This window comes from Tessaracoccus rhinocerotis, from assembly GCF_007197885.1.
In the GTDB taxonomy this organism is placed as follows: domain Bacteria; phylum Actinomycetota; class Actinomycetes; order Propionibacteriales; family Propionibacteriaceae; genus Arachnia; species Arachnia rhinocerotis.
Genome location: NZ_VKKG01000006.1, coordinates 132912 through 158680, shown reverse-complemented (window position 1 = coordinate 158680; position 25769 = coordinate 132912). Strand labels below are relative to the sequence as shown.

Below are 25769 nucleotides of genomic sequence, written 5' to 3'. Positions count from 1 at the left end.
CCCGGCCGTCAGTCCTGGAGGGCCTCCAGCACCCCGGCCACCAGGTCGGGCACGCCGAGTTCGTCGATGCCACGGTTGGGGCTGAATCCCATCCGCACGACGACGGTCTCCTGGGACGGGATGACGAACACCCACTGCCCGTCGTGCCCGGACATCCAGTAGGCGTCAGCTGGCAGGTCCGGGAACCGGAGGCTGCCGTCGGTGCCCTCGTTCAGCCACCAACTTGCGCCGTAGGGATCGACGTCGGGGAACTCCCCGGTAGCGGTGGTGGCCTCTGCCATCCAGCCCTCCGGCAGCAGCCGCTCGCCGTCGACGACGCCGTCGGCCAGCGCGAACTGGCCGAGCGCGGCCCACTCGCGTGGGGTGGCCCACAGGTACGAGCCGCACACCGGAACCCCCGCAGCATCCGGCTCCCACTGCGCGTGGGGCAACCCGAGCGGCTCGAGGACGAGCTCGCGGGGCAGGTCCGCGTCGCCGTCCACCGCGTCCAGTGCGACGCTGCACAGCAGGTTCGTCGAGCCGGTTGAGTACTCCAACACCTCGCCCACGGGGAACTCGAGTTCCTGGGCGGCCACGAACTCTCCCATGTCGTCGGCGATGTAGAGCATCTCGGTGATCGGCGTCCCGAGGTCATAGGTCTCGTCCCACGCCAACCCGCTGGTCATGCGCATCAGGTGGTCGGCGGTGATCTGCGAGCGTTCGTCCCCCGCCCACTCGGGTCGGAGGTCCGTGGCGTGGATGTCGAAGCCGGCGATCTGCACCAGGCGTCCCACCAGGAGGTTTGTGACGCTCTTGGACATGGACCAGCCCAGCTGCGGCGTCGCGGCGGAGAAACCGTCGGCGTAGCGCTCGGCGACGAGTTCGCCGTCGGCCACGACGACGACGCCGCGCGTCCCCAGGCCATCGGCGAACGCCGCGTCCACGGCGTCCTCCACCCCGGCGGGCGGGTCGGTCGGCTCGGAGGCGACCACCAGCGGGTTGGTGTCCGTGACGGCCGCAGCTGCCGGCAGGTCAGGGCGCTCTTCGGAAAGGGTGCAACCGAATCCTTCGGTGTACCAGGCGGTCTGTCCGGCGAGGAACCCCAGCACCGAGGCGGTGACGGATCCATCACCAGTGCTGGTTCGCAGGTACGGCACGAGCGGGTTGGGCGGCAGGTCCTCGGCCGGGTCCGTGCGCTCGGAGATGTTCGCCACGGCGCAGGCGTTGTGGGCCGCGTACCCGGTGCCGGTGAGCAACAGGGGCCGCATGTACCAGTAGCCCGCCACCGCCGCCATCACCACCACGAGCAGCAGTGCCAGCAGGACTTTCCACCAGAGATGACCACGACGTCGTTCGACCATGCGCCGACGATAGCGGTGATTGTCCGTGACGAACATCGCGCCCCGCGCGCGTTGTAGCCTCTGGTTCGTGGCCACCTCGGAACCCCAGCAGCCGGAGGTGCTGGCACACCTGCGACGGGCGCGCGACCTGATGGACAGGGACTACGCGAGCCCCCTCGACGTGCCCACCATGGCCCAGCGCGCACTGATGTCGCCGGCGCACTTCTCGCGGGAGTTCAAGCGGGCCTACGGTGAGACGCCCCACTCCTACCTGCTGACGCGCCGCATCGAGCGGGCGATGCAACTGCTGCGTGCCGGCTGGTCCGTGACCGACGCCTGCATGGAGGTGGGTTGGACCTCCCTCGGCTCGTTCAGCTCCCGGTTCACCGAGGTGGTCGGCGAGACCCCCACCGCCTACGCCGCCCGCGAGCACAGCGAGACGGAACCGATCCCGGCGTGCATGGCCAAGATCCTGATGCGGCCGCCGCGGTTCGGCTGACGCTCCGGCAGTTCCCATCGACGGCGACAGAGCAGTTTCGGAGAAGCGCGTGCCCGGTCGGCCTGCGTAGCGTTCGTGGCATGACACGAACCACAGTGAAGTACGTACCCGTGACCGTCCTCGACATCGACGAAGCCCTCGAGTTCTACCGCGACGCACTAGGCCTCGAGGTGGTGCAGGACGTCTCGAACGCCGGCTTCCGCTGGGTCTCGCTCGCGGTGCCCGGCCAGGGCCTGAGCCTGGTCCTCTCCGCGCCCGGAGCCGGGCGCTCCGAGGAGGACGCGGCCGCCCTTGAGCGGCTCGTCGCAAAGGGCGCCATGGGGGGACTGATCCTCGAGGTGGGCGACCTCCAGGCCACCTTCGAGACCCTGAGCGCGGCCGGCGCGGAGGTGCTGCAGGAGCCGATGGACCAGCCGTGGGGGCCCCGCGACGCGGCCTTCCGCGACCCCTCCGGGAACATGGTGCGCATCAACCAGGCCTGACCACTGCATCTCATGTCATCCCCCCGTGGGTCTGCGGACGACCCGATGTATCAGGGTTTGCCCCGTTGACTCCTGTGGGTGTGGACGATGGACTCGACCCCCGGCGGAGACATGGAAACCTGCAACGAAGCGTTACCCGACCTCAGCGGCCGCACCGCCTTGGTCACGGGTGCCAGCGACGGCGTCGGCCTGCACGTCGCGCTGGCCCTGGCCGGGGCTGGCGCGCACGTCTTGATGCCCGTGCGCAACCGTGACAAGGGCGAGCGGGCCGCAGCGCGGATCCGGGAAGCGGTGCCGGGAGCGCAGTTGAGCCTGCGCGACCTGGCCACCCGGATGGCACGTCCGGCATGGGGCGACCTGCAGCTCGAGCGCCGCTACCGGCCGTTGACCGCCTACGCCAGGTCGAAGGTGGCACTCGGGCTGTTCGGCACCGAACTGGCGCGCCGCAGCGCCGGCCGCGGGCGACGGCTGCGGGTGGTCCAGTGCCATCCGGGTGTGGTGCCCGACACCGGGATCGCCGCCGCCGTGCGGGAACGGGCCTCGGACACCGGCCGCGGCAGCCTGGCGCGTCGGCTCGGGAACTCGCCCGCGCAGGCGGCCCGCACAGCGCTGGCGGCGCTGACCGCCGACGTCCCCGCGGGCTCGTACTTCGCCCCCGCCGGTGCGCTGCAGTTCGGTGGCCCACCGAGGCTGGTGCGGCCACCGCGGAGCATCACCGACCCCGTCGCCGCCCGTCGGATGTGGGACGTCGCCGACGTGCTGTTGTCCCGCGTCCCACTGGTGGAGCGGGGCTGAACGGAGGTCTCGACACGCACCCGCTCGTACCTCGCGGGTGCTACTCGACCTGCGGTGATGGAGGCGGGTGCTACTCGTTGTCGCCGCCCGTGGCGGCCGCCGCCTGGCGCTCGCTGGCCGTGTTGCCGGAGTCCGGCCACACCCACTGGCTCACCTCGGGCAGGTCCTCGCCGCTGGCACGCGCATGGGCGCGGGCGTCGAAGCGGCGGTCCTCCATCTCCTGCCTGAGCCCTGCGTAGCGGGTGCCGAGGCCCTCGACCCGGTCGATGACGTCCATCACCAGGTGGAAGCGGTCGAGGTCGTTGAGCATCACCATGTCGAACGGCGTCGTCGTGGTGCCCTCCTCCTTGTAGCCGCGCACGTGCAGGTTGTCGTGGCCGTTGCGGCGGTAGGTGAGCCGGTGGATCAGCCACGGGTAGCCGTGGTAGGCGAAGATGATCGGTCGGGTGGCGGTGAAGTAGGTGTCGAATGCCCGGTGCGAGAGACCGTGCGGGTGCTCGTCCTCGTCCTGGAGGCGCATCAGGTCCACGACGTTGACCACTCGCACCTTCAGCTCCGGGACGCGCTCGCGCAGGATGTGTGCGGCGGCGAGCACCTCGATCGTGGGGATGTCGCCGGCGCACGCGAGGACGACGTCGGGTTCGGTCCCGGCCTCCTCCGTCCCTGCCCAGTCCCAGATCCCCAGCCCGCGGGTGCAGTGCTTGATCGCCTCGTCCATCGTCAGCCAGTTCGGGTTCGGCTGCTTGCCGGCCACGACGACGTTCACGTACTGGGTGCTGCGCAGGCAGTGGTCGAAGGTGGACAGCAGCGTGTTGGCGTCCGGCGGCAGGTAGACCCGCACGATGTCGGCCTTCTTGTTGACCATGTGGTCGATGAAGCCCGGGTCCTGGTGGGAGAAGCCATTGTGGTCCTGGCGCCACACGTGCGAGCTCAGCAGGTAGTTGAGGCTCGCGATGGGACGGCGCCACTCCAGCTGGTTGGTCACCTTCAGCCACTTGGCGTGCTGGTTGACCATCGAGTCGACGATGTGGATGAACGCCTCGTAGGAGGACATCAGCCCGTGGCGACCGGTGAGCAGGTAGCCCTCGAGCCAGCCCTGGCACTGGTGCTCGCTGAGCATCTCGACCACCTGGCCGACGCGCTCGAGGTGCTGGTCCACCTCGGGTGAATCGTAGTCGGCGACCCATTGCTTGGCCGTCTCCTCGTAGACCGCCTGCAACCGGTTGGAGGCGGTCTCGTCAGGCCCGAAGATGCGGAAGTTGCGCCGGTTGGCGGCCACGACGTCGCGCAGCCAGCCGCCAAGCACCTTCGTCGCCTCCGAGTCGGAGCCACCCGGTTCGGGCACCTCGACGCCGTACTCGCGGAAGTCGGGCAGGCGGAGGCTCTCGCGGAGCAGGCCGCCGTTGGCCTCGGGACGCTCCCCCATCCGCAGTCCGACGGGCGGGGTGAGGGAGGCGACGTCGGCGACGAGCGCGCCGTGCTCGTCGAAGAGTTCCTCGGCACGGTAGGACCGCAGCCAGGCGTCCAGGTCGCGGAGGTGCTCGTCGGTGTCGCGCGCGCTGGCGAGCGGGACCTGGTGGGAGCGCCAACTGCCCTCAGTCTTGTTCCCGTCGATCTGCTCGGGTCCCGTCCAGCCCTTGGGAGTGCGGAACACGATCATGGGCCAGCTGGGGCGCTCGGCGGCGCCGGCGCCCTGCTCGGCGGCGGTGCTTCGGATGGCCGCGACCTCGTCCATCACCGTGTCCATGAGCTCGGCGAAGCGACGGTGGTAGCTGACGGGCTCCTCGTCGTCGAAGCCGGCGGTGAACAGGTGCGCCTTGTGTCCGTAGCCGCTCATCAGGTCCACCAGTTCGGGCTCCGGGATCCGCGCCAGCACCGTCGGGTTGGCGATCTTGAACCCGTTGAGGTGGAGCACCGGCAGCACCACGCCGTCGGTGACCGGGTTGAGGAACTTGTTGGAGTGCCACGAGGTGGCCAGGGGTCCGGTCTCCGCCTCGCCGTCGCCGACCACCGCGAACACCAGCAGGTCCGGGTTGTCGAAGGCGGCCCCGTAGGCGTGGGACAGGGAGTAGCCCAGCTCGCCGCCCTCATGGATGGACCCCGGGGTCTCGGGCGCGACGTGGGACGGGATGCCGCCCGGGAACGAGAACCGCTTGAAGAGGCGCTGCAGGCCGCTCTCGTCACGCGAGACCTCCGGGTAGAAGTCGGTGTAGGTGCCCTCGAGGTAGGTGTTGGCAACCAGCCCGGGGCCGCCGTGGCCGGGGCCGGTGACGTAGAGCGCCGGTTGCCGGCGCTCGGAGATGATCCGGTTCAGGTGCGCGTACAGAAAGTTCAGACCCGGCGTGGTGCCCCAGTGTCCGAGGAGTCGGGGTTTGACGTCGTCGCGTTCGAGGGGTCGGCGCAGCAGCGGGTTGTCGAGCAGGTAGATCTGCCCGACCGAGAGGTAGTTCGCCGCCCGCCACCATGCATGGATGCCACGCAGGTGGTCATCGGTGAGTTCGGGTGCGCCACACTGGGCGCGGTTCTGCCAGGTGTTGGTCATTGCGGCTCCTTCCGAGTCCCGGACACCTCCATCCAAGCACCGCGCAGCGGTTCGCGAGGCAGGTACGCCGAGGCCCGCGGGCTCGGGTGAGGAGCGGTCGGGTCGGTCAGCCGTACGTGTCGCGCGGGCCGCGGCCGTCGCGGACAGAGCGCGGACCGCGCTTCCAGCTGGGCGCGTTAGGGCCACGGACGTCGACCCGCTTGACCGTCTGGTCGCCGAGCTCGGCGTTGAGTCTCGCCACGAGCTTGGAAGCCGCGTAGCGCATGCCGGTGGCCCAAGCGGTGGAGTCGCACACGACGGTGAGGACGCCGTCCTCGAAGAGCACCGGCTTGCTGTGCTGGGCATTGTCCTCGCCCACCAGGTTGGCCCAGCCCTGCAGCACGGTCGACAGCGAGATCCGCTTCTGCCAGCCCCGCCTGGTGCTGACCTGCCCGAGGACGTCGCCGAGTGCCTGCGGGTCGCGGTCGTCGGGTCGGGCCCCGGAGCGCTGCTCCTCGAACATGCGGGACCTGATCCTGCGCGGCGGTCGCCTCTTCACCGGGACCGGCGGCAGCGCCTCCGTCTCGGCGGTCTGCCGTGCGATCTGAGCGGCGAGGTCCAGGCCGGTGGGGTCGTGCTCGATGGGTTCCTCGAACTCTGACGGTGTCTCAGTCATCGCTCATGCCTTGCGGGGGCCCTTCGAGGCTCGCTGCCGCTCGCACCTCAGGGAAACTGGGAGAGGCGCCTGCCTCGCCTTCAGGGGAACTGGGAGAGGCGCCTTCCTCCCCTTCAGGGAAACCAGTATCCAGTTGCCCTGAGGAGGTCGCCCCGCGACCGTCTCGAAGGGCGCGGCCGTCCTCCAGCGAGACGGTGCCGGCGGCTACGCGGAAGCGGCGCTGCGACGGGAAGTCGGGGACGTCGGCGCCCACGGCCGCAGTGATCAGCACCTGTTCGGCGTCCGCCACGGCACCGGCCAGGCGGTCGCGGCGCAGGGTGTCGAGTTCGGCGAACACGTCGTCGAGCACCAGCACCGGCTCGGTGCCCTCCTCCCGCACCAGCTGGAAACCGCCGAGGCGAAGCGCCAGTGCCAGCGACCAGGACTCCCCGTGTGAGGCGTAGCCCTTGGCGGGGAGGTCGCCGATGAACAGTTCGACGTCGTCGCGGTGTGGCCCCACGAGCGTCACGCCGCGCTGGATCTCCTCGTGGCGGCGCTCCTGGAAGGCAGTGATCAGGCGTTCGGTGAGGGCGGTCCGGACGTCTGGCTCGGAGGCGACGCCGTCGAGGTCCAGCGACGCCTTGTAGCGGGCGTCGATGCGGTTGTTGACGGGCGCGATGCCCTCGTAGGCGGCGCGGGCGTGCGGCAGGACGTCGGCCAGGGTGTCGAGGCGGGCGTGCAGCAGTTCGGCGCCGATCATCGCGAGCTGCTCGTTCCACACCTCCAGCGTGGACTCCTCGTCGCCTCGCGCGGGCCGCATGGAGCGCCCGGACATGGACTTCAGCAGGGCGTTGCGCTGCTTGAGGACCTTGTCGTGGTCCTGTTTCACCCCCGCCATCCGCGGCCAGCGGGTCACCACGAGGGAATCGAGCCAGGCGCGACGGTCCGACGGGTCTCCGCGGACGATGACCAGGTCCATCGGGGAGAACACGACGGTCCGCAGGGCCCCCACGATGTCCCGGCTGCGTGGCACCGGTGCCCGGTTCAGGCGGGCGACGTTGGACTTGCCGCTGGCGATTTCCAGTTCGATCGAGATCACCCGGTCGTCGTCCAGGCCGCGCTGCACCCGGGCGCGGGCGATCGCCGAGTCGCAGCCCGCCCGGATCAGCGGCGCAGTGGCCGCGACCCGGTGCGAGGTCATCGTCGAGAGGTACTCGACGGCCTCCACCAGGTTGGTCTTGCCCTGTCCGTTCGAGCCGACGAAGACGTTGACTCCCGCCGAGAGCTCAAGCTTGGCCTCGGTGTAGTTGCGGAAGTCCGTCAGGGACAGCTCAGTCACGAACATGGTGACTTCGATCCTAGGCGAGCGGGCGTAGTGATCTCGACACGTCGCGCGCTCGTCCCTCGCGAGCAACTACTCGATCGACGGGGGGGTCCGCCGGCGTAGTGATCTCGACACGTCGCGCGCTCGTCCCTCGCGAGCAACTACTCGATCGACGGGGGATGGGCGGACCCGCTGGTCGAGTCGTGCTGCGAGCAACGAGCAGCACGTGTCGAGACAAACCCGCCACAGGGTCGCTCAGGCCGAGGCGGGTTCCGCGTCCACCTCGAGCAGGCCACGGATGTCGTCGGCCGACAACGGCGCGGTCAGGTCCTGCGTGCGGGCCACCACGGCGTCGAACAGGTCCCGCTTCTGCTCCTGCAGCGCGACGACCTTCTCCTCGATGGTGTCGGCGCTGACGAGCCGGTAGACGTTGACGTGCTTGTCCTGGCCGATGCGGTGCGTGCGGTCGATGGCCTGGCTCTCGGCGGCGGGGTTCCACCAGGGATCGAGAATGAACACGTAGTCGGCCTCCGTGAGGGTCAGCCCGAAGCCGCCGGCCTTCAGACTGATGAGGAACACGGGTGCGTCGCCGGTGCGGAAGTCCTCGATCCGCTGGGCGCGGTCCCGGGTGCGGCCGTCCAGGTACTCGAACCGGATCCCGGCGGCGGTGAGTCGGTCCTTGACGATCGCGAGGAAGCCGGTGAACTGGCTGAACACCAGCGCGCGGTGCCCGGCTGCGGTCAGCTCCTCGAGGTGCTCGAGGAGCGCGTCGATCTTGGCCGAGGAGTCCGGGTAGGTGTCGTCCACCAGCGACGGCGCGAGGCTCAGCTGCCGCAGGAGCGTCAGCGACCGCAGGATGGTGATGCGGTTCTTGTTCAGGTCGCCCACCAGGCCGAGGACCTTCTGCCGCTCGCGGGTGAGGTGTCGGTCGTAGAGCTTGCGGTGTGCCGGGGACAGGGGCACCGAGACCACCTGCTCCTGCTTCTCCGGCAGCTCCTTGGCCACGGCGGCCTTCGTGCGACGCAGGATCAGGGGTCGGATGCGACGGTGCAGCGCGGCCAGGGCGTCGGCGTCGCCCGCCTCGATGGGCTTGCGGTAGAGCTCGGTGAACGCCTTGGGGTCCGGGAAGAGTCCGGGGGCGGTGATGGACAGCAGCGACCACAGGTCCATCAGGTTGTTCTCCAGCGGTGTGCCCGTCAGCGCCACCTTCACCCGCGCCTTCAGCTTGCGGACGGCCTGGTAGACCTTCGCCGAAGGATTCTTGACGAACTGGGCCTCGTCGAGGAGGACGGCGGACCAGGCGATGTCGGTGTACTCGTCGGCCTCCAGCCGCAGCAGCGTGTAGGAGGTGAGCACGATGTCGGCCTGCGCCACGGCGTCGGCCAGACCGTGGCCGCGGCGCTTCCCGGTCTCGGAGATGGCCACCACCCGCAGGTCGGGCGCGAACTTCGCCGCCTCCGACTGCCAGGTTCCGATCACCGACGTCGGAGCCACCACCAACATCGGCCGCTCCAACTCACCGGCCTCGTGCGCCGCCTGCGCCATGGCCAGGGACTGGATGGTCTTGCCGAGACCCATCTCGTCGGCGAGGATGCCACCCAACCGGGTGCGCCACAGGAACCGCAGCCACGCGTAGCCCTCCTGCTGGTAGGGCCGCAGCGTCGCACGCAGGCCAGCAGGTGGTTCCTCATCGGCAAGGTCGGTGTGGTCCAGGAGGGTGCCGACGACGTCGCGCCACGCGTCGGACTGCTGCCGCACCACCCCGAGCTCCACCAGCTCCTGCCAGAGGCCGGCGTGCTCGGGACGCAGGTGGAAGGTGTTGCCGTCGTGGTCGACGAGGACCCGGGCCTCCTCCACCAGCCTGCGGAGCTGCTCCAGCTCCGGCACGTCGAGCGGGAACCAGGTGCCGCTGTCGAGGATGATGTGGTCCTGACCGGCGGCGAGGGCGCTGAGCAGGGGCGCGAACGGGACCTTCTCCTCACCGACGGTGATCTCCACCTCGAGGTCGAACCAGTCGCCCTGGCGGGACTCCTCCACGTCGAGCTGGATGGTGGGTGCCTCGTCGGCGCGCCGGAACTCGGGTGCCTCCTCGTTGAGCACCACCTCGACGTCGTCGCGGGCCTGGAGCTCGGGGAGCACGTCGGTGGTGAAGCGGATCATCCAGATGCCGTGCAGGTGGGCGTCGGTGAGGATCGAGCGGCCGGTGTGGTGGGTGCGTCGCCACGGTCCGGCGGGCAGGGACTCGACGAGCGCGCGCTCCGCCTCGGGGTTGCGCACGGGTGGGTCCGCCGGGGCGGGCTGGACGGCGACGTCGTGGACCTGGTCCCCGAAGCGGTAGCGGAAGCCCCACTCGAGCTGGGCTCGGTGGCCGTCGAAGGTGACCACGAGGACGAGGACCGGCGGCTCCACCTCGGGCAGCACCACCCCGGGTTCGACGTCGACGTCGAACCGGTTCCTGAGCCGCGGCAGGTAGCCGCCGGCGAACAGCGCGGTGTCTTTGGCGGGGATGGTGACGCGGCCGGCCATGAAGAGGCTCTGCTCGACGTCGGACAGCGGCCGGCTGAGCGGGCCGAGGACGAGTTCGTCGCCGGTGCGCAGACAGATGCCGTGGGTGGGCATGCCGACCAGTTCGCGTGCGGTGACCGGGACCTTCTCGCCCTCCACCAGCACCGTCGGCGAGGCCACCAGTCCCTCCGGTCCCTTCCCGATGGTCATCGCGGCGTGGGCGGCCTCCTCCAGGATGCGTGGGGTGGGGCCCGGTTCGTTGCGCTCCTGCGAGGGCAGCAGTGGGATGCCGGCGGCGACGGCGCTGCGCAGCACTCGCCAGACGTCGGAGTTGAAGTCGTGGAGGCGGAGGCGGTTGCCGGTGAACCACTCTCGGGGGTGCGCGGCCGCGAGGTTGTTGAAGACCTCGGCCTGCGCCGGGTCGAACTCGGGCGCGTGGCGGATCTCGTACCAGCCCGCTCCGCTCTTGACCCAGCGTTCGGTCTTGCCCCAGCGCAGCGGCGTCAGTCCCGGGCCGTGGGCGTCGTCGTCGATCTGCAGCGCGAGTTTCACGCCGCCCCCCAGGGCGCCGGTGCCGGTGAGCACCAGGTCGAAGGCGCGCTGCCAGAACGGGGTCTGGCCGGCCCTGAGGGTGTTGCGGGCGTGGGTGACCAGAGCTGCGCCGTGCTTGCAGGCCTGCTTCACCGGGCAGCTGCACACGGTCGTGATGCGAGGGCCGCTGGTCACCAGCGTCGTGCGGTAGACGTGGTAGCCGGATCCCCTGACCTGCGCCGTGACCATCTTCGCGGACGCCTGGACGCTGCCGACGCGGGACTCGCGCGCATACGCCTCACCACGCGCGAGCGTGGGCCCCCCGAAGTATCGGGTGAGTTCAGCCTCAGTGGGTGTGAGCACCCAGTCCGGAAAGTTGGTCATCCTCCCCACGATCGTAGTGGGGGGCGCAAGTGCTGGACCGGGATCAGTTGGGCAGTCGCATCAGCATGATGACGTGGCGGTAGTCGAGCAGCTGGTCGCCGTCGATGCTCGCCAGTCCGGTGATCAGGCACGGCTTGCCGGGCGCGGTGAACGAGAAGTGCGCGAACGGTGCGTCGATCGAGTTCAGGGCGTCCAGCAGGTACTGGGGGTTGAAGCCGGCGGCGGTGATGCTCTGCTCGTCGGTGGTGACCTCGACCTCGGCGCTGATCGCCTCGGAGGCCTGCGCCTGGTCTCCGGTGGCGGCCTCGAGCGCGACGTTGTCCTCGTTGATGATCATCCGCAGCGGGGTGTTGCGCTCGGCAACCAGGGAGACGCGCTTGACCGCGGACAGCAGGTCTGCGGTGGAGATGCGGACGGTGACGGTGGCGTCGACGTCCATCAGGTGGCGGACCTTCGGGAAGGCCTGGTTCAGCAGTCGGGTGGTTGCCTCGCGGCTGCCCTTGGCGCCCTCTCCGATGAACCCGGCCAGGCCCTCGCCCTCGGACTCGGTGGTGGACAGCGAGACGGTGACGGTCTCGCCGGAGGTGAGGGACTTGGCGGTGTCGGCGAGCACGCGGCCGGGCACCAGGACGGCACCCTCGACCGAGGGCGACGACGGCTTCCAGGTCAGCTCCTTGAGCGCCATCCGGTAGCGGTCGGTGGCCAGCAGCGACAGCTGGTCCCCGTCGATCTCGACGCGGACGCCGGTGAAGACGTTCAGCAGCTCGTCGCGGCCGGCGGCGACGACCACCTGGGAGACGGCCTTCTCGAAGACGCCGGCGTCGACCACGCCGGTCTGCGTGGGCATCTCGGGCAGGCTCGGGTACTCCTCGACGGGGAGTGTCTGGAGGGTGAAGCGGGCGGAGCCGCAGGTCAGTTCCACCTTGGAGTGGTCGGCAACCATCTCGACGGGCTTGTTCGGAAGCGAGCGGGCGATCTCGGCGAGCAGTCGGCCGGAGACCAGGGAAGTACCCTCGTCACTGACGTCACCGGGCATGGTGACCTTGGCCGAGGTGGTGGAGTCGAAGCTGGAAAGGGTGACGTTGTCACCCTCGGCCTCGATCAGGAGTCCCGCGAGGATCGGTGCGGTGGGGCGGTTGGGGAGGCTCCGGGCCACCCATGCAACTGCATCTGCCAGCGCGTCGCGCTCCACTCGGATCTTCACGTCAAACCCCTAGTTGGTCTCGATCTGGGTCGGTCTGCCGACACCTGTGTCGGGCCGGTTCGCGGCCAGCATACCGGCTGACCGGTCGTGCCCGCTGTCCGGGTGGAAGCTCACTCCTCGGCGATCGCCTCGAGCACGTTCATCCGGGTGGCGCGGCGGGCCGGACCGATGGCGGCGATGACGCCGAACACGCCCGACAGTACGAGGAACACCGCCAACTGGCCCCACGGGATGACGAGTCGGGTGATGCCCGAGTCCTTCAGGAGCTCCACGAGCACGGCACCGAAGATGATCCCCAGCACCAGTCCCAGGACCGAGCCGAGGACCGCGACGATGACGCTCTCCAGCGTGACCAGGCGACGCAGCTGCGGCCGGGTCATGCCGACCGCGCGCAACAACCCGATCTCCCGGGTCCGCTCGTGGATGGACAGGCCCAGGGTGTTCACGATCCCCAGCACGGAGATGACGATGGCCAGGGCGAGGAGGGCGTAGATGACGCCGATGGCCTGGTCGAACTGGCCGACCAGGGTGTCGGCGTACTCCTCGTTGTCGGTGACCACGACGGTGGGCAGCTCCGACGTGGCGTCCTCGAGCGCCCGACGCACGGCCTCGGCGTCGGCGTCGTCCTCGAGGGCGACCTTGATCTGGTCCACGGTGCGGGCGTCGCCGAGCTGTGCGTAGGTGTCCGGGTTGACGATCAGGTGGGAGAACAGGGCGCCGGTGGTGTCGCCGTCGTAGATGCCGGCGACCAGCAGCTCCACCGTGTCGCCGGTGATCGTGGGCAGGGTAAAGGTCTTGCCCATCGGGAGGTCGAACTCCTGGGAGGCCTCGTGGCTCAGCAGCACCGAGTTGTCTTCGGCATTGAGGTGTCCGGCGAGGACCTCGGTGGCGGTGCCGTCGGTGAGGCCCTCGGGGCTGGTGCCGACGACGAGGATCCGCTCGCCGTCGAGCTGCGAGGCGGTCCGGGAGAAGCTCCAGACCGCGGCGACGCCGTCGATCTCGGCGGCGTCGTCGGCGACCGCGGCGTCGAACGGCATGAAGTTCACCGGGTTGACCAGGAAGTCGCCGCGTTGTTGCTCGGTCAGGCCGGCGCGCAGTGAACTGGTGGTGGAGCTGGCGAGGATGGCGACGGTGCTGACCAGCGCCAGCCCGATCATCAGGGTGGCTGCAGTGGCCGCGGTGCGGCGCGGCTGGCGCAGGGAGTTGAGCTCGGCCATCTTGCCGACCTCACCGAACACGGCGCGGTAGAGCCTGCCGAACAGCCAGATCGCGGGACGCCCGACCACGGCGGCGGCCAGCACCAGCCCGATCAGGACCAGGGCGCAGCCGATGCCGACCCAGACCAGCGGCTGCGGCACCGCCAGCCAGACGCCGCAGACGATGGCGGCCACGCCCAGCTGGAGCGCGCCGAAGCCGGCCATGATCGAGACGCCGATGGTCTCGGGACCGCTGGAGGCGGCGGCAGTCATGGCCTCCACCGGGCGGGTGGCCGAAGCCTTCCGCGCCGGCATCCATGCGGCTACCAGGGTGATGACGAGTGCGACGGAGTACGACGCGACGACGGCGGTGAGGGTGAGTTCCGGGGGGCCGGATCCCAGGTCGATGCCGATGGCGCCCATGCCGGCGGCGATCCCCCAGCACAGCAGCCATCCGGCGAGGATCCCCAGCGTGGCGCCGATCAGGCCGATCACCCCGGCCTCGAACAGCACTGAGTTGCGCACCTGCGTGCGCCTCGCGCCGAGTGCCCGGAAGAGTGCGAGCTCCCGGCTGCGCTGGGCCACGAGGATCGAGAACGTGTTGAGGATCAGCAGCGAGGCCACCAGCAGCGCGATGGCGGCGAACACGAGCAGGAACGTGTTGACGAACGACAGGCCGACGCCGAGCTGCTCCTCCAGGTCCGCGGCCATGTCCTCGCCGGTGACCGCCTGCAGTCCGCTGGGCAGCAGCTCGGCGATCTCCGCGTTGACCGCATCGACGTCGGCGCCCGGCTCCGCGGCCACCCAGACTCCGGTGAAGACGTCGGCGCCGTCGGTGAACAGTTCCTGGGACTCGGCGGTGGTGAAGAACAGGTAGCTGGCACCCGCGCTGCCCCCGCCGCCGAAGGTGGCGGTACCCGAGATCGTGTACGTGCGCACACCGTCGAACGGGGTTGCGACATCGAGCTCGTCACCGACGGCGTAGCCGCCGCGGCCGAGGGTGGTCGGGTCGATCGCGAGCTCGTCGTCGGCCTGCGGCGCCTCCCCCTCGAGCACCGTCATCCCGGGCTCTCCGCCGGCCGCCGGGGTGGTGAAGAAGTTCTGGCCGATGCCCGGTGCGCCCCCGAACGCGAGTACCTTGCCGTCCCGGTCCAGCGCATACACCGCGTACGAAGAGATGGTTCCTGTGGCCTCGGCCACCCCGTCGACGCCGGAGACCTCCTCGACCAGCGCCGGGTCCACCGTCGTCGGCGTCGCGGGTTGCGCCGGTCCGCCGGCCTCGTCGTCGCTGCTGGCGGACACGTTCACGTCGGCGATCGAGCCGCTGAAGATCTGGTCGAAGCTGTTGCCCAGCAGGTTGGTGAAGATCAGGGACCCGGACACGAAGGCGATCCCGAGCACGATGGAGAACGCACTCATCAGCAGTCGGATCTTGCGTCCCATGAGGGACTTCCAGGCGGCCGTGAACACGTGTCAGTCCATCAGGGCACGACGCGGCATGCTCTGCTCGATCGTGGGCTCTTCAAGGTCCGGGTCGGACTCCGGGTCGGGGCCACCCTCGCGGTAGAGCTCCGCGGCGAACCGGCCGCGGGGTTCCGGCTGCTCGTCCACGTCGCCACCGGTCTCCCCCGCTTCCGACGCGGCGGTCGTGGCGGTTTCCCCGGGTTGCGCCGTCGCAGTCGGTGCCTCTGGGGGCTCCTGGACATTGCTCGCCTGGGCGTCGTGGCGCGGGTAGATGCGCGACATTGCCAGCAGCAGGTCCTCCTGGGAGGCCCCGCGCATCTCGTCGACGATGCGACCGTCGGAGAGGAAGACCGCACGGTCCGCGTAGCTGGCGGCGTGGGCGTCATGGGTGACCATCACCACGGTCTGGCCGAACTCGTCGACGCTGCGGCGCAGGAATGACAAGACCTCGGAGGCCGACGTGGAGTCGAGGTTTCCGGTGGGCTCGTCGCCGAAGACGATGTCCGGCCGGTTCATCAGCGCCCTGGCGCAGGCGACGCGCTGCTGCTGGCCGCCGGAGAGCTCCGACGGCTTGTGGGTCAGCCGGTCGGCGAGGCCCAGGACGTCGACGATGCGGTCGAACCAGTCCTGGTCCACCTTCCTGCCGGCGATGGCCAGCGGAAGGACGATGTTCTCGCGGGCGGTCAGCGTGGGGACGAGGTTGAAAGCCTGGAAGATGAATCCGATGCGGTCTCGGCGCAGCTCGGTGAGCGGCGTGTCCTTGAGCGATGCGACGTCGGTGTCGCCGATGTGGACCGTGCCGCCCGTCGGTGTGTCCAGTGCTGCGAGCAGGTGCATGAGCGTGGACTTGCCCGAACCGGACGGACCCATGATGGCGGTGAACTCGCCCTGGACCACCTCGAAGTCGACGGCATCCAGGGCGACCACCTTCGCGGTCCCCTGTCCGTAGGTCTTCGTGAGCCCCGTCGCCCGGGCAGCAATCGTCACGACAGTCACGGTACCAGCGGCCGCTGTGCGTCCAGGCTGCTGGGATGCTTGTGCTGCGAGGTGCGGAACGCCGAATCCACAGTTTCGAGCGAGTCTGACTTTTAAGGGATGAAGACTTGTAATTTCCAGCTGTAGTCATAACAGCTGTGGAATCTGTGGACAACCGCCATAAGCCCTTGTAGTTGCAAGTTTTGGGGTGTGGAGCGGGCTCTGGACAACCCAGAACTACACGGGGAGGATTTGTGGGGACAACTTCGGCCCCGGATCCGTCCACATGGATGTACCCAGCTGTCCCCAGCAGTTGTGCACAAGTCCGACCCCCTGGTTGCTGCGCTTTGGTCTCGACACGCGACCTGCGGGAACACCGTTGGTCGAGTGGGGAGCGAAGCGACCGTGTCGAGACCCCGTGCGTCTGGGGTTGGTCTCGACACGCGCCGGCTCCTTCGTCGCGCGCTACTCGACCAGCGGGCTGCTGGGGCCCGTCAGGCGTGCTTGATGCGGTTGGTGAGTTCGGTGACCTGGTTGAACAGGTCCCGGTCCTCGCCCATCTTGCCGTCGATCTTCCGGACGGAGTGGAGCACCGTGGTGTGGTCGCGGCCGCCGAACTTGGCGCCGATCTTCGGCAGGGACAGGTCCGTCAGCTCGCGGCACAGGTACATCGCGATCTGGCGGGCCGAGGCGATGGTGGCGACGCGGCTGGCGCCGGTGAGGTCGTCCATGGAGATGCTGAAGTAGCGCGAGGTCATGTTCATGATCGTCTCCGCGTCCACCCGGACCTCTCCCCCGTCCGGCATGAGGTCGCGCAGCACGTCCTCGGTAAGGGTGAGGTCGATCTCCTGCTGGTTCAGGCTCGCCAGGGCGGCGACCCGGGTGAGTGCACCCTCGAGCTCGCGGATGTTGGTGGTGATCTTCGACGCGATGAATTCCAACACCTGCGTGCCGGCGGTCAGTCGCTGCGAGGCCGCCTTCTTGCGCAGGATGGCGATGCGGGTCTCGAGGTCGGGTGGCTGGATGTCGGTCATCAGACCCCACTCGAAGCGCGAGCGCAGCCTCGGCTCCAGCGCCTCGAGGAGCTTCGGTGGCCGGTCAGAGGTCATCACGATCTGCTTCTGCGAGTTGTGAAGCGTGTTGAACGTGTGGAAGAACTCCTCCTGCGTCTGGATCTTCGACTCCAGGAACTGGATGTCGTCGACGAGCAGGATGTCGACGTCGCGGTAGGCGCGGCGGAACTCGGCGGTCCGGTTGTCGGAGATTGCGTTGATGAAGTCGTTGGTGAGTTCCTCGGTGGAGACGTAGCGCACCCGGAGGTTCTCGTAGTAGCTGCGGACGTAGTGCCCGATGGCGTGCAGCAGGTGGGTCTTGCCCAGCCCGGAGGGTCCGTAGATCATCAGCGGGTTGTACGACTTGCCGGGCTGTTCGGCGACGGCGGCCGCGGCGGCGTGGGCGAACCGGTTGGACGATCCGGCGACGAAGGACTCGAACGTGTAGCGCGGGTTCAGCTTGTCGTCGCCCTTGGCCGTGCGGGTGCCGCCGTTGGCGATCGGCGAGGGTGCGGCCGGGGCTGCCTCCGCGGGCTGCTCCTCCACGGCGGGTTCGGTCTCGATCACCAGCGACGGGTCGATCATCACCGCCAGGTGAGTGACCTGGCCCGCGTGGTCGCTGAGCTTGTGCTCGATCTCGGTACGGAGTTTCGTCTCGACGCGCTCGCGGGTGGTTTCGTCGGCGACTGCGAGCATCAGTGTGCTGCCGTGCATGGCCAGTGGTTTCGTGCGGCGCAGCCAGGCCCGTGTGGGCATGTCCGCGGCGGTGACTACTTCGTTCCACAGATCCGTCAGGTCCGGGGCCGGCGTGGGTTGACTCACCTAACCCCTCTCTGACTTGGGGTCATGGACCCAATGACGACTCTTTCCACACACTTGTCCACAGTAGGGTACAACTCACCCGTTCGCGATGCCGGGGACCCTCCCGTTGTGGATAAGTCAGTGCATAGGCTCACGAAACTAGCCGTCTCGGCGCTACTCCGCAACAATTCCGGAGATTTCACAGCGTGTCGATTGGACTTACATGCGTGTGATTTGCTTAGCTTTCCGACCCTGCCCCTCTGGTTTGTGGAAACAGGGACTCTGAGCGTATCGTTGACCAGTCGCCGTCTTCGCGCGGTGGCCACTTCCCCTGCCCGCGAGGGCAGTATTTCCGACACAGACAGACCAGGGAGTTTGCCCCATGAGCAAGCGCACGTTCCAGCCGAGCAACCGTCGTCGCAGCCGCACCCACGGCTTCCGTCTCCGCATGCGCACCCGCGCCGGCCGCGCCATCCTGAGCGCACGGCGTCGCAAGGGTCGCACCGAACTGGCCGGCTGACCCGGCCAAGTGCTTCCCAGGGATCGCAGACTGACCAGACCCGGTGAATTCACCGGCGCGTTCAAGTCCGCATCCCGCGCGGGGACACCCAGTGTCGTCGTGCACATGCACAGACTCGACAACGATCCACCCGAGCTGACTCGGGTGGGTTTTGTTGTGTCCAAGAAGGTCGGCAACGCAGTCGTCCGGAACAGGGTGAAGCGGCGTTTGCGCCACATGGCGGCCGCCATGACCACTCCCTTCCCGGCCGACGTCGTGGTCCGGGCGCTGCCACCGGCAGCCTCCGAGCCGGAGCGGCTCGCCGCTGACTTCGAGTCGGCCTGGCACCGCGCACAGAGCAAGGCACACTAGATGTTGAAGTACCCGCTCATCTGGTTCGTGAAGGGGTGGCGAAAGTTCGTCTCCCCCCTCTACGGCGACGTGTGCAAGTTCCACCCGACGTGCTCGGCCTACGGCCTGCGTGCACTGGAGTTCCACGGAGCGATCAAGGGCAGTGGCCTGACGATCGCCCGGGTCGTCCGGTGCCACCCGTGGTCCGACGGCGGGGTCGACTACGTACCGGGCACCCCCGAGGCGCGGGATTGGGCCGCGCAAGAGAATCCAAGAAGTTCGGGCGAGCCCGACAAGACCACGACTGAGGTGGCCAAGTGATTGAACTGTTGATCCCCCTGAGCATCTGGGACTCCATCTACGGCGCGATGTCGACGATGATCCAGCCCATCTACTGGGCGGTGTCCGGACTGCTCGTGTTGTTCCACTGGCTCTGGTCCCAGATCCTCGACCCGGACTCGGGCGCCACCTGGGTGCTGTCCATCGTGACACTGACGGTCTTCATCCGGACCCTGCTGATCCCGCTGTTCGTCAAGCAGATCAACAGCGCACGCAACATGCAGCTGGTGCAGCCCAAGGTCCAGGCCCTGCAGAAGAAGTACGGCTCCGACCGGCAGCGTCTCGGCGAGGAGACGATGAAGCTGTACAAGGAGGAGGGCATCTCCCCGATGGCCTCCTGCCTGCCGCTGCTGCTGCAGATGCCGATCTTCCTGTCGCTGTTCCGCGTGCTCCAGGGCGTCGCCGACAACACCATCCGCGGCCAGTTCTTCAAGGACAACCCGGACGTGGTGGAGTCGCTGCAGAACGCCACCCTGTTCGGCGCCGGCCTCTCGGACCGCATCTTCCCGCTGACCCCGTTCGGGTCCACCCAGATCCTGGGTGTCTTCCTGGTCATCCTGATGGTTGCCAGCCTGTTCTTCACCCAGCTGCAGCTGATGCGCAAGAACATGCCGCCCGAGGCCCTCAACGGCCCGATGGCCCAGCAGCAGAAGATGATGCTCTACCTCTTCCCCGTGATCTACGCGGTGTCTTCGGCCGTCATCCCGATCGGCGTGCTGATCTACTGGCTGACCTCCAACATCTGGACCATGGGCCAGCAGGGCATCCTGATCCGCAACAACCCCGCCCCGAACACGCCTGCGTTCATCGACTGGGAGGAGCGGATGAAGGCCAAGGGCAAGGACCCGGCCGCCATCCTCGAGGAGCGTGCCGCGAAGCGTCGTCGCACCAAGTCCGCACCCACGGGTCGGGTCGTCGGTGGCGCGTCCGCCGCGTCGGCGACGTCGGCCACCTCCGCCACGTCGGCGGACTCCCCCACGGAGACCGACACCGCTGGAGCCACCCCCAAGGTGGTTCGCCAGCAGGTTACGCGGCAGACTGTGCGCACCGGGGAGGACGGCAAGGCCGTCGTCCGGCGCCAGCCCAAGGCGCAGGCGCGCTCCACCCGCAAGAAGAAGTGAACCCGCGAACCACGCGGAATCTAGAGAACTGGGAACCGATGACTGAGAACACCTCCACCGAGGAGAAGAAGCCGTCCGCGCAGGACGTGCTGTTGAGCGAGGGTGACCTCGTCGCCGACTACCTCGAGGAACTGCTGGACATCGCCGATCTCGACGGTGACATCGAGAACTCCGTCGCCGGCGGCCGCGCCCACGTGGCCATCGACACCGACGACGACCGCCTCGTCGGCGCCAACGGCGAGGTGCTCGAGGCGCTGCAGGAACTGAGCCGCCTCGTCGTCATGACCGAGACCGGCAACCGTTCGCGGCTGACCCTCGACGTCGCCGGGTACCGCGAGAAGCGCCGCGTCGAGCTGGTCGCCATCGCCAAGGACGCCATCGCGGAGGTCCTGGAGTCGGGCGAGCCGGTCCGGATGGCCCCGCTGAACGCCTATGAGCGCAAGATCGTCCACGACGAGGTCGCCGCCGCCGGGCTCGTCAGTGAGTCCGAGGGCGAGCCCCCGGCCCGTCGCGTCATCGTCTCCAAGTGAACGATTCCGTACCCGTCACCGAACAGAACCCCGACGAGGCCGCTGCCCGCAGCGCCCTCGTCGAGCGGTTCCCGGAGGCGGCGGACCAACTCGACGCCTACGTGGCCGTCCTGGCCACGAAGGGTATCGAGTGGGGCCTGCTCGGTCCCCGCGAGGGCGACAAGTTGTGGAGCCGCCACGTCTCGAACTCCCTGGCGCTGGTGGACGTGCTGCCGCTCGGGTCCGACGTCGCGGACGTCGGCTCCGGCGCCGGTCTGCCCGGCATCCCGCTCGCGATCACCCGGCCTGACCTCAGGTTCACACTCGTGGAACCGTTGCTGCGCCGAGCGACCTTCCTGAACGAGACCATCGAGGAGCTCGGCCTCGAGGACCGCGTCCGGGTCGACCGGATCCGCGCCGAGGACTCCGACGACGTGTTCGACGTGGTGGTCTGCCGCGCCGTGGCCTCGCTGGACAAGCTGCTGCGCTGGACCACTCCCCTGTTCCTCCCCAACGGCGAACTGCTCGCGCTGAAGGGCCAGAGCGCGGAGCGCGAGGTTTCGGAGGCGGCCAACTGGATGAAGCACGCGAAGCTGCGCGCCGAGGTCCTCGAGATACGCGCGGCGGCCGACGTGGAGGGCACCAGGGCCATCCGCGTCACCCGCGCCTGAGTCCCGACAAGCCGGCGTCGGACCGTTTCGGAGTGAAACAACTCTCGTTGCTCCACCCTCCTGCGCAAGCCCTCTCCACGACGTAGTGTGAGCGAGGTGGCCGGTCCGGGGCCCACAGGGTCCGCTTCCGTGCCACCGGAACGTCAAGGCGGGGCGCAGGGCTGCGCCCCCGAACTAGGAGGAAGACTTTGCTCCGGAAGATGACGGGCGCCAGACTGGGCGCCGCACACGTATTGGCAGCAGGACTCGTGTTCGCGGGGATCTCGCCCGCCGTCGCGGACACTCCGCCCCCCTCGTCCCCGGACGGGATCGCGGAAGTGGTCGACGCGATGTCCGTGGAGCAGTTGGTGGGTCAGATGACCTGGACCCACGTCTACGGCAACTCGGCGGACGACACGTCCATGGCCGCCAGCAACCAGGCACGCTACGGCGTCGACACCCCCGCGCAGGTGGTGGAGAAGTTCGACCTCGGCGGCGTGCTGTACTTCGCCTGGTCGAATCCCGTGGTGACCAGCAACCCGGAGGGGACGGCAGCGCTCTCGAACGGGCTGCAGGCAGCCTCGACCGGTGACGACGGCTCCGGCATCCCGTTGGCCGTGACCATCGACCAGGAGGGTGGCATCGTCGCGCGGATGGGCGCGCCGGCAACGGTCCTGCCGGGGAACATGGCGCTCGGGGCCACCTTCGACGCTGACCTGGCCCGCGCCCAGGGCGAGGTGCTCGGATCCGAGCTGGCCGCCGTGGGCGTCAACGTCGACTTCGCTCCCGTGGTTGACATCAACACCAATCCTGCCAATCCCGTGATCGGCGTGCGGTCCATGGGTTCCGACCCTGACGCTGTCGGAGAGCTCGGTGTGGCACAGATACTGGGACTGCAGAGCCAGAACGTCGGCGCCGCGGCCAAGCACTTCCCCGGGCACGGTGACACGGTCACGGACTCGCACACAGGGCTCCCGATCGTCACCTACCCGCGCGAGACGCTGGACCGGCACCTCGCGCCGTTCCAGGACGCGATCGACGCGGGCGTGGACATGGTCATGACCGCGCACGTGATCGTGGAGGCCATCGATCCGGAAATGCCCGGAACGCTCTCCCACGCCGTGCTCACCGACCTCCTTCGGGAGGAATTGGGCTTCGACGGGGTGATCACCACCGACGCGCTTGACATGGCGGCCCTGAAGCAGCTGCCCGACAATCCGCTCGATGACGGCCAGATCGCGGTCCTCGCCATCCAGGCCGGCTCCGACATCCTGCTGAACTCGCCGAACGTGCAGGCGTCACTGGACGGTGTCCTCGACGCCGTGGCCGACGGCGACATCACGCGGGATCGGCTCGAGGAGTCGGTCACCAGAATTCTCGAGTGGAAGCTCGAGCGTGGAGTGGCGGAGGACGACCCGTCCGTTCCCGTGGACTCCGTGCTGGACGTGGTCGGCAACGATGAGCACCTCGCCACTGCGGCAGAGATCGCCGACCGTTCGGTGACCCTGCTTCGCAACGAGGGTCGGGTTCTCCCACTGGACCCGGCCGAGGACAGCGTCCTCATGGTCGGTGCAGGCAGTGCCTGGCCCGAGCGGATGGGCCCGATGCTCGCCAACCTCGGATTCAGCGTCACCGAGGACTACGAGAACGGTGGTTCCCCGAGCGCCGCGTACCGGACCCGTGCCGTGGGCAAGGCGTACTCCCACGATGCCGTTGTATTCGCGTCTTACAATGCGTCGGGCAACGCGGCGCAGCAGCAGATGGTGGCGGAACTGGCGGCGACGGGCACCCCCGTCATCGTGGTGGCAACCAGGAACCCGTACGACATCAACGTGATGCCCGACGCCGACGCGGTGCTCAACATCTACGGGTGGGGAGTTCCGAACCACCTGGCAGGCGCGCGCGCTATTGCTGGCCTCGTGAACCCGAGTGGTCGCCTGCCTGTGGACGTGCCCACTGCCGATGGGTCGGGCACGCTGCTCGAGCTGGGCTTCGGGCTCTCGTACGAGACCCCGGTGGTCCCCGAGGAACCGGTGTTCGACGACCAGCTGAACCGTTCCAACGATTTCTACACGATTCCGTCCGTGACGGGTGTCGAGTACTGGGTCGACGGCAAGCTGGCCAAGGCGAAGCGGTACCCGGCGAAGGGAACCGTCACCATCACCGCCACCGCGGCGGACGGCTACTACGTGGTCGATGGGTCCGAGACAGAATGGAACCATACCTTTGAGAAGCCGGGACGACGATGAAGACACAAAACCGTAGAGCGATCTAGCTACTAAGAGCTATATCGACAATTGGCTGCTGGGGCCGCTCCTTCGGGGCGGCCCCAGTTTCTTGCCCTCGCGTGCGGGGTGTTCCGCACAAGCTGCTGCCACGGGTGGGTGGCCGGCCGGCGCTTCCGCAGGTCGGTGGCCCGCACGCCTGCCCAAGGGTGCTGTCCTTGGTCTGTGCTGGCCGTGGTCGATGACCGCGTTTCACGTGAAACGCGTCGCCCTGGTCGGTCCTTGTATTCGTTGGCGGGCAGAAGCCCCTAAATCGTCCTCCGATTGGGTGTGTCTCATTGCCTCACACTAGAGTTGGCGCAGCGCTCGAGAGGAGACTCCCCTATGGCCCTGTTCTTCCGCAAGAAGGCGAAGACGCCAAAGACCCAACCTGCTGAGATCTGGAAGAAGCACGAGAACGTTTCACGTGGAACGGCGATCAAACTCCCCCAGGGACCCAAGCGCGCCGCCTTCGACAGGGCGGACGACGACTGGGACACCGACGACGAGTACGGCATGGAGTACGAGCCGGAGGCGCCGGAACTCACCCTCCCCCGCCCGGCCGAGCCTCGGGTCTTCGTGGTGGCCAATCAAAAGGGCGGGGTCGGCAAGACGACTACCACGGTGAACATCGCGACAGCCTTGGCCTTCGGCGGACTCAATGTGCTCGTGGTGGACACCGACCCACAGGGAAACGCGGCCACCGCGCTCGGCGTCGAGCATTCGCAAGGGGTCGAGGGAACCTACGAAGTCCTCCTCGACGGGGCGAGCATCATCGATCTCGTGCAGCGCTCCCCCCACACACCAAACCTGCACGTGCTCCCGGCGACCATCGACCTCGCCTCTGCTGAGTTGGAGCTGGTGACCGAACATGGGCGCGAGTCCCGCATGAAGCGCGCGCTCGCCAAGTACATCGAGGCCTCGGACGTGGACTATGTCTTCTTCGACTGCCCGCCCTCCCTCGGCCTGCTGACCCTCAACGCGCTGGTCGCGGCCACGGAGATCCTGATCCCGATCCAGTGCGAGTACTACGCCCTCGAAGGGGTGTCCCAACTGATGCGAACCATCAACAAGGTCAAGGGAAACCTGAACGACGAACTTGAGCTCTCCACCGTCATCCTCACCATGTATGACGGTCGCAACAACTTGTCGCAGGAGGTTGCACGTGAAGTCCGTAACCACTTCCCCGAGCAAACCCTGGACGCGCCAATCCCCCGTTCGGTCCGAGTCGCGGAGGCACCGAGCTTCGGACAGACTGTACTGACGTACCAGCCCAAGTCCCCCGGCTCCGTCGCGTACACCCTGGCCGCGCAGGAGATCGCAAATGCAGCACGAACCGAAGGAGCGCGATGATGGCAGCCAAGCACTCAGGACTGGGCAAGGGTCTGGGAGACCTCTTCGCTCGCACTGACGAGGAGGTGGCGACAGGCAAGCCGTCCAAGCCGTTGGAGGACGGGTCGTACTTCGCAGAGGTACCGCTCGGACAGATCGTCCCGAACCCGCGGCAGCCACGAACCAACTTCGACGAGGACGACCTCGCAGAACTGGCGGCCTCCGTGCGCGAGTTCGGCGTGCTACAACCCGTCGTTCTACGTGAAGTCGGCCGTAACGCCTTCGAACTGGTGATGGGGGAGCGTCGCTTCAGGGCCAGCCAACTGGCGGAGCGGGATAGGATCCCTGCAATCGTGCGTGGAACCGACGACCAAGACCTCCTGCGCGACGCGCTGCTGGAGAATCTCCACCGGGCCAACCTGAACCCACTGGAAGAGGCCCACGCCTACAAGCAGCTGCTCGAGGACTTCGACTGCACCAAGGAGGAGCTCGCCAGGCGCATCCATCGCAGTCGTCCGCAGGTGTCCAACACCCTGCGCCTGCTGAACCTGCCTGCGAAGGTCCAGTCCAAGGTGGCGGCAGGAGTGCTGTCCGCCGGACACGCCAGAGCACTGCTCGGGCTGGGGGACGCACGCTCCCAGGAGCTCCTCGCCGATAGGATCATCGCCGAAGGGCTGTCGGTGCGCAGCACCGAGGAGATCGTGGCCATGGGTGGGGGACAGGGGCCGAAGACCCCCGTTCGTCGTGGACTCAGGCAACCCTCTGAGCGGGAGGCCAACATCTCGCGGAATCTCTCCGACCACTTCGACACCCGCGTCAAGGTCAACATCGGCCGCAACAAGGGGAAGATCACCATCGAGTTCGCCTCAGGCGAGGACCTGGACAGGATCCTCGCCGTGATCGACAATCGAACGATCTAACGGCCAAACGATATAGCGCTGTAGCGGTATGTCGACAAAGAGGTAAAACGGCAGCGCCCGTTGCGCGCAGATAGGAT

19 protein-coding genes and 2 pseudogenes are annotated in these 25769 nt (G+C 68.2%); 12 read left to right on the top strand and 9 right to left on the bottom strand.

Going from position 1 to position 25769, the window contains the following annotated elements; all coding sequences use genetic code 11:
- Nucleotides 1-8 precede the first annotated feature (8 nt).
- The gene (locus FOJ82_RS14050) at nucleotides 9-1340 is read right to left on the bottom strand and encodes a serine hydrolase domain-containing protein (RefSeq protein ID WP_143939119.1); all 1332 of its coding nucleotides are present in this window, start codon (nucleotides 1338-1340) and stop codon (nucleotides 9-11) included.
- Nucleotides 1341-1407: 67 nt separating this feature from the next.
- Between FOJ82_RS14050 and FOJ82_RS14045 the strand changes: the two genes are divergently transcribed.
- The 3 genes from FOJ82_RS14045 to FOJ82_RS14035 all read left to right on the top strand — a co-directional run bounded on the left by FOJ82_RS14045 (nucleotide 1408) and on the right by FOJ82_RS14035 (nucleotide 3095).
- The gene (locus tag FOJ82_RS14045) at nucleotides 1408-1818 is read left to right on the top strand and encodes a helix-turn-helix transcriptional regulator (protein WP_342780594.1); all 411 of its coding nucleotides are present in this window, start codon (nucleotides 1408-1410) and stop codon (nucleotides 1816-1818) included.
- An 80-nt stretch (nucleotides 1819-1898) separates the two neighbouring features.
- Nucleotides 1899-2300, top strand: coding sequence for a VOC family protein (locus FOJ82_RS14040; RefSeq protein ID WP_143939118.1), 402 nt, complete (start codon nucleotides 1899-1901; stop codon nucleotides 2298-2300).
- Between the two features lie 87 nt (nucleotides 2301-2387).
- Nucleotides 2388-3095 (top strand): SDR family NAD(P)-dependent oxidoreductase, encoded by a 708-nt coding sequence (locus tag FOJ82_RS14035; protein ID WP_221933174.1) that lies wholly within the window; start codon nucleotides 2388-2390, stop codon nucleotides 3093-3095.
- Nucleotides 3096-3165: 70 nt separating this feature from the next.
- Here FOJ82_RS14035 and FOJ82_RS14030 read toward each other — a convergent pair whose 3' ends face one another.
- From FOJ82_RS14030 to dnaA, 8 genes and pseudogenes are all read right to left on the bottom strand, one after another.
- Nucleotides 3166-5637: a phosphoketolase family protein gene (locus FOJ82_RS14030; protein WP_143939117.1), complete on the bottom strand. Its 2472-nt coding sequence runs from the start codon at nucleotides 5635-5637 to the stop codon at nucleotides 3166-3168.
- 106 nt (nucleotides 5638-5743) lie between these two features.
- Nucleotides 5744-6292, bottom strand: coding sequence for a DciA family protein (locus tag FOJ82_RS14025; RefSeq protein ID WP_143939116.1), 549 nt, complete (start codon nucleotides 6290-6292; stop codon nucleotides 5744-5746).
- A 175-nt stretch (nucleotides 6293-6467) separates the two neighbouring features.
- Nucleotides 6468-7616 (bottom strand): annotated as a pseudogene (recF, locus tag FOJ82_RS14020) (DNA replication/repair protein RecF); the annotation flags it as partial.
- Between the two features lie 234 nt (nucleotides 7617-7850).
- Nucleotides 7851-11015: a DEAD/DEAH box helicase gene (locus FOJ82_RS14015; RefSeq protein ID WP_143939114.1), complete on the bottom strand. Its 3165-nt coding sequence runs from the start codon at nucleotides 11013-11015 to the stop codon at nucleotides 7851-7853.
- Between the two features lie 43 nt (nucleotides 11016-11058).
- On the bottom strand, nucleotides 11059-12219 hold the full coding sequence (gene dnaN, locus FOJ82_RS14010) for a DNA polymerase III subunit beta (RefSeq protein WP_143939113.1): 1161 nt from the start codon (nucleotides 12217-12219) through the stop codon (nucleotides 11059-11061).
- Between the two features lie 110 nt (nucleotides 12220-12329).
- Nucleotides 12330-14858, bottom strand: coding sequence for an ABC transporter permease (locus FOJ82_RS14005; protein WP_143939112.1), 2529 nt, complete (start codon nucleotides 14856-14858; stop codon nucleotides 12330-12332).
- 282 nt (nucleotides 14859-15140) lie between these two features.
- A pseudogene (locus FOJ82_RS14000) lies at nucleotides 15141-15875 on the bottom strand (ABC transporter ATP-binding protein); the annotation flags it as partial.
- A gap of 473 nt (nucleotides 15876-16348) precedes the next feature.
- Nucleotides 16349-17662, bottom strand: coding sequence for a chromosomal replication initiator protein DnaA (gene dnaA, locus FOJ82_RS13995; RefSeq protein ID WP_143939282.1), 1314 nt, complete (start codon nucleotides 17660-17662; stop codon nucleotides 16349-16351).
- Between the two features lie 427 nt (nucleotides 17663-18089).
- On the opposite strand from dnaA, the gene rpmH reads away from it, so the two are divergent.
- The 9 genes from rpmH to FOJ82_RS13950 all read left to right on the top strand — a co-directional run bounded on the left by rpmH (nucleotide 18090) and on the right by FOJ82_RS13950 (nucleotide 25692).
- Nucleotides 18090-18227 (top strand): 50S ribosomal protein L34, encoded by a 138-nt coding sequence (gene rpmH / locus FOJ82_RS13990; protein WP_143939110.1) that lies wholly within the window; start codon nucleotides 18090-18092, stop codon nucleotides 18225-18227.
- A 9-nt stretch (nucleotides 18228-18236) separates the two neighbouring features.
- Nucleotides 18237-18578, top strand: a complete 342-nt coding sequence (rnpA, locus tag FOJ82_RS13985) for a ribonuclease P protein component (RefSeq protein WP_143939109.1) — start codon at nucleotides 18237-18239, stop codon at nucleotides 18576-18578.
- Nucleotides 18579-18878 carry a membrane protein insertion efficiency factor YidD gene (yidD, locus tag FOJ82_RS13980; RefSeq protein WP_143939108.1) on the top strand — a complete coding sequence of 100 codons (300 nt, stop codon included), beginning with the start codon at nucleotides 18579-18581 and terminating at the stop codon, nucleotides 18876-18878.
- Nucleotides 18875-20017, top strand: a complete 1143-nt coding sequence (yidC, locus tag FOJ82_RS13975) for a membrane protein insertase YidC (RefSeq protein ID WP_143939107.1) — start codon at nucleotides 18875-18877, stop codon at nucleotides 20015-20017. Before yidD ends, yidC begins: the two co-directional genes overlap by 4 nt.
- A 38-nt stretch (nucleotides 20018-20055) precedes the next feature.
- A complete protein-coding gene (locus tag FOJ82_RS13970) occupies nucleotides 20056-20547 on the top strand; it encodes a Jag family protein (RefSeq protein ID WP_143939106.1) in 492 nt (163 codons plus the stop codon).
- Nucleotides 20544-21197 (top strand): 16S rRNA (guanine(527)-N(7))-methyltransferase RsmG, encoded by a 654-nt coding sequence (rsmG, locus tag FOJ82_RS13965; RefSeq protein WP_143939105.1) that lies wholly within the window; start codon nucleotides 20544-20546, stop codon nucleotides 21195-21197. The genes FOJ82_RS13970 and rsmG overlap by 4 nt, the downstream gene beginning before the upstream one ends.
- Before the next feature lie 200 nt (nucleotides 21198-21397).
- Nucleotides 21398-23425: a glycoside hydrolase family 3 protein gene (locus FOJ82_RS13960; RefSeq protein ID WP_143939104.1), complete on the top strand. Its 2028-nt coding sequence runs from the start codon at nucleotides 21398-21400 to the stop codon at nucleotides 23423-23425.
- Nucleotides 23426-23785: 360 nt separating this feature from the next.
- On the top strand, nucleotides 23786-24793 hold the full coding sequence (locus FOJ82_RS13955) for a ParA family protein (protein WP_143939103.1): 1008 nt from the start codon (nucleotides 23786-23788) through the stop codon (nucleotides 24791-24793).
- Nucleotides 24790-25692 carry a ParB/RepB/Spo0J family partition protein gene (locus FOJ82_RS13950; RefSeq protein ID WP_425472506.1) on the top strand — a complete coding sequence of 301 codons (903 nt, stop codon included), beginning with the start codon at nucleotides 24790-24792 and terminating at the stop codon, nucleotides 25690-25692. Before FOJ82_RS13955 ends, FOJ82_RS13950 begins: the two co-directional genes overlap by 4 nt.
- The last annotated feature ends 77 nt before the right edge of the window (nucleotides 25693-25769 follow it).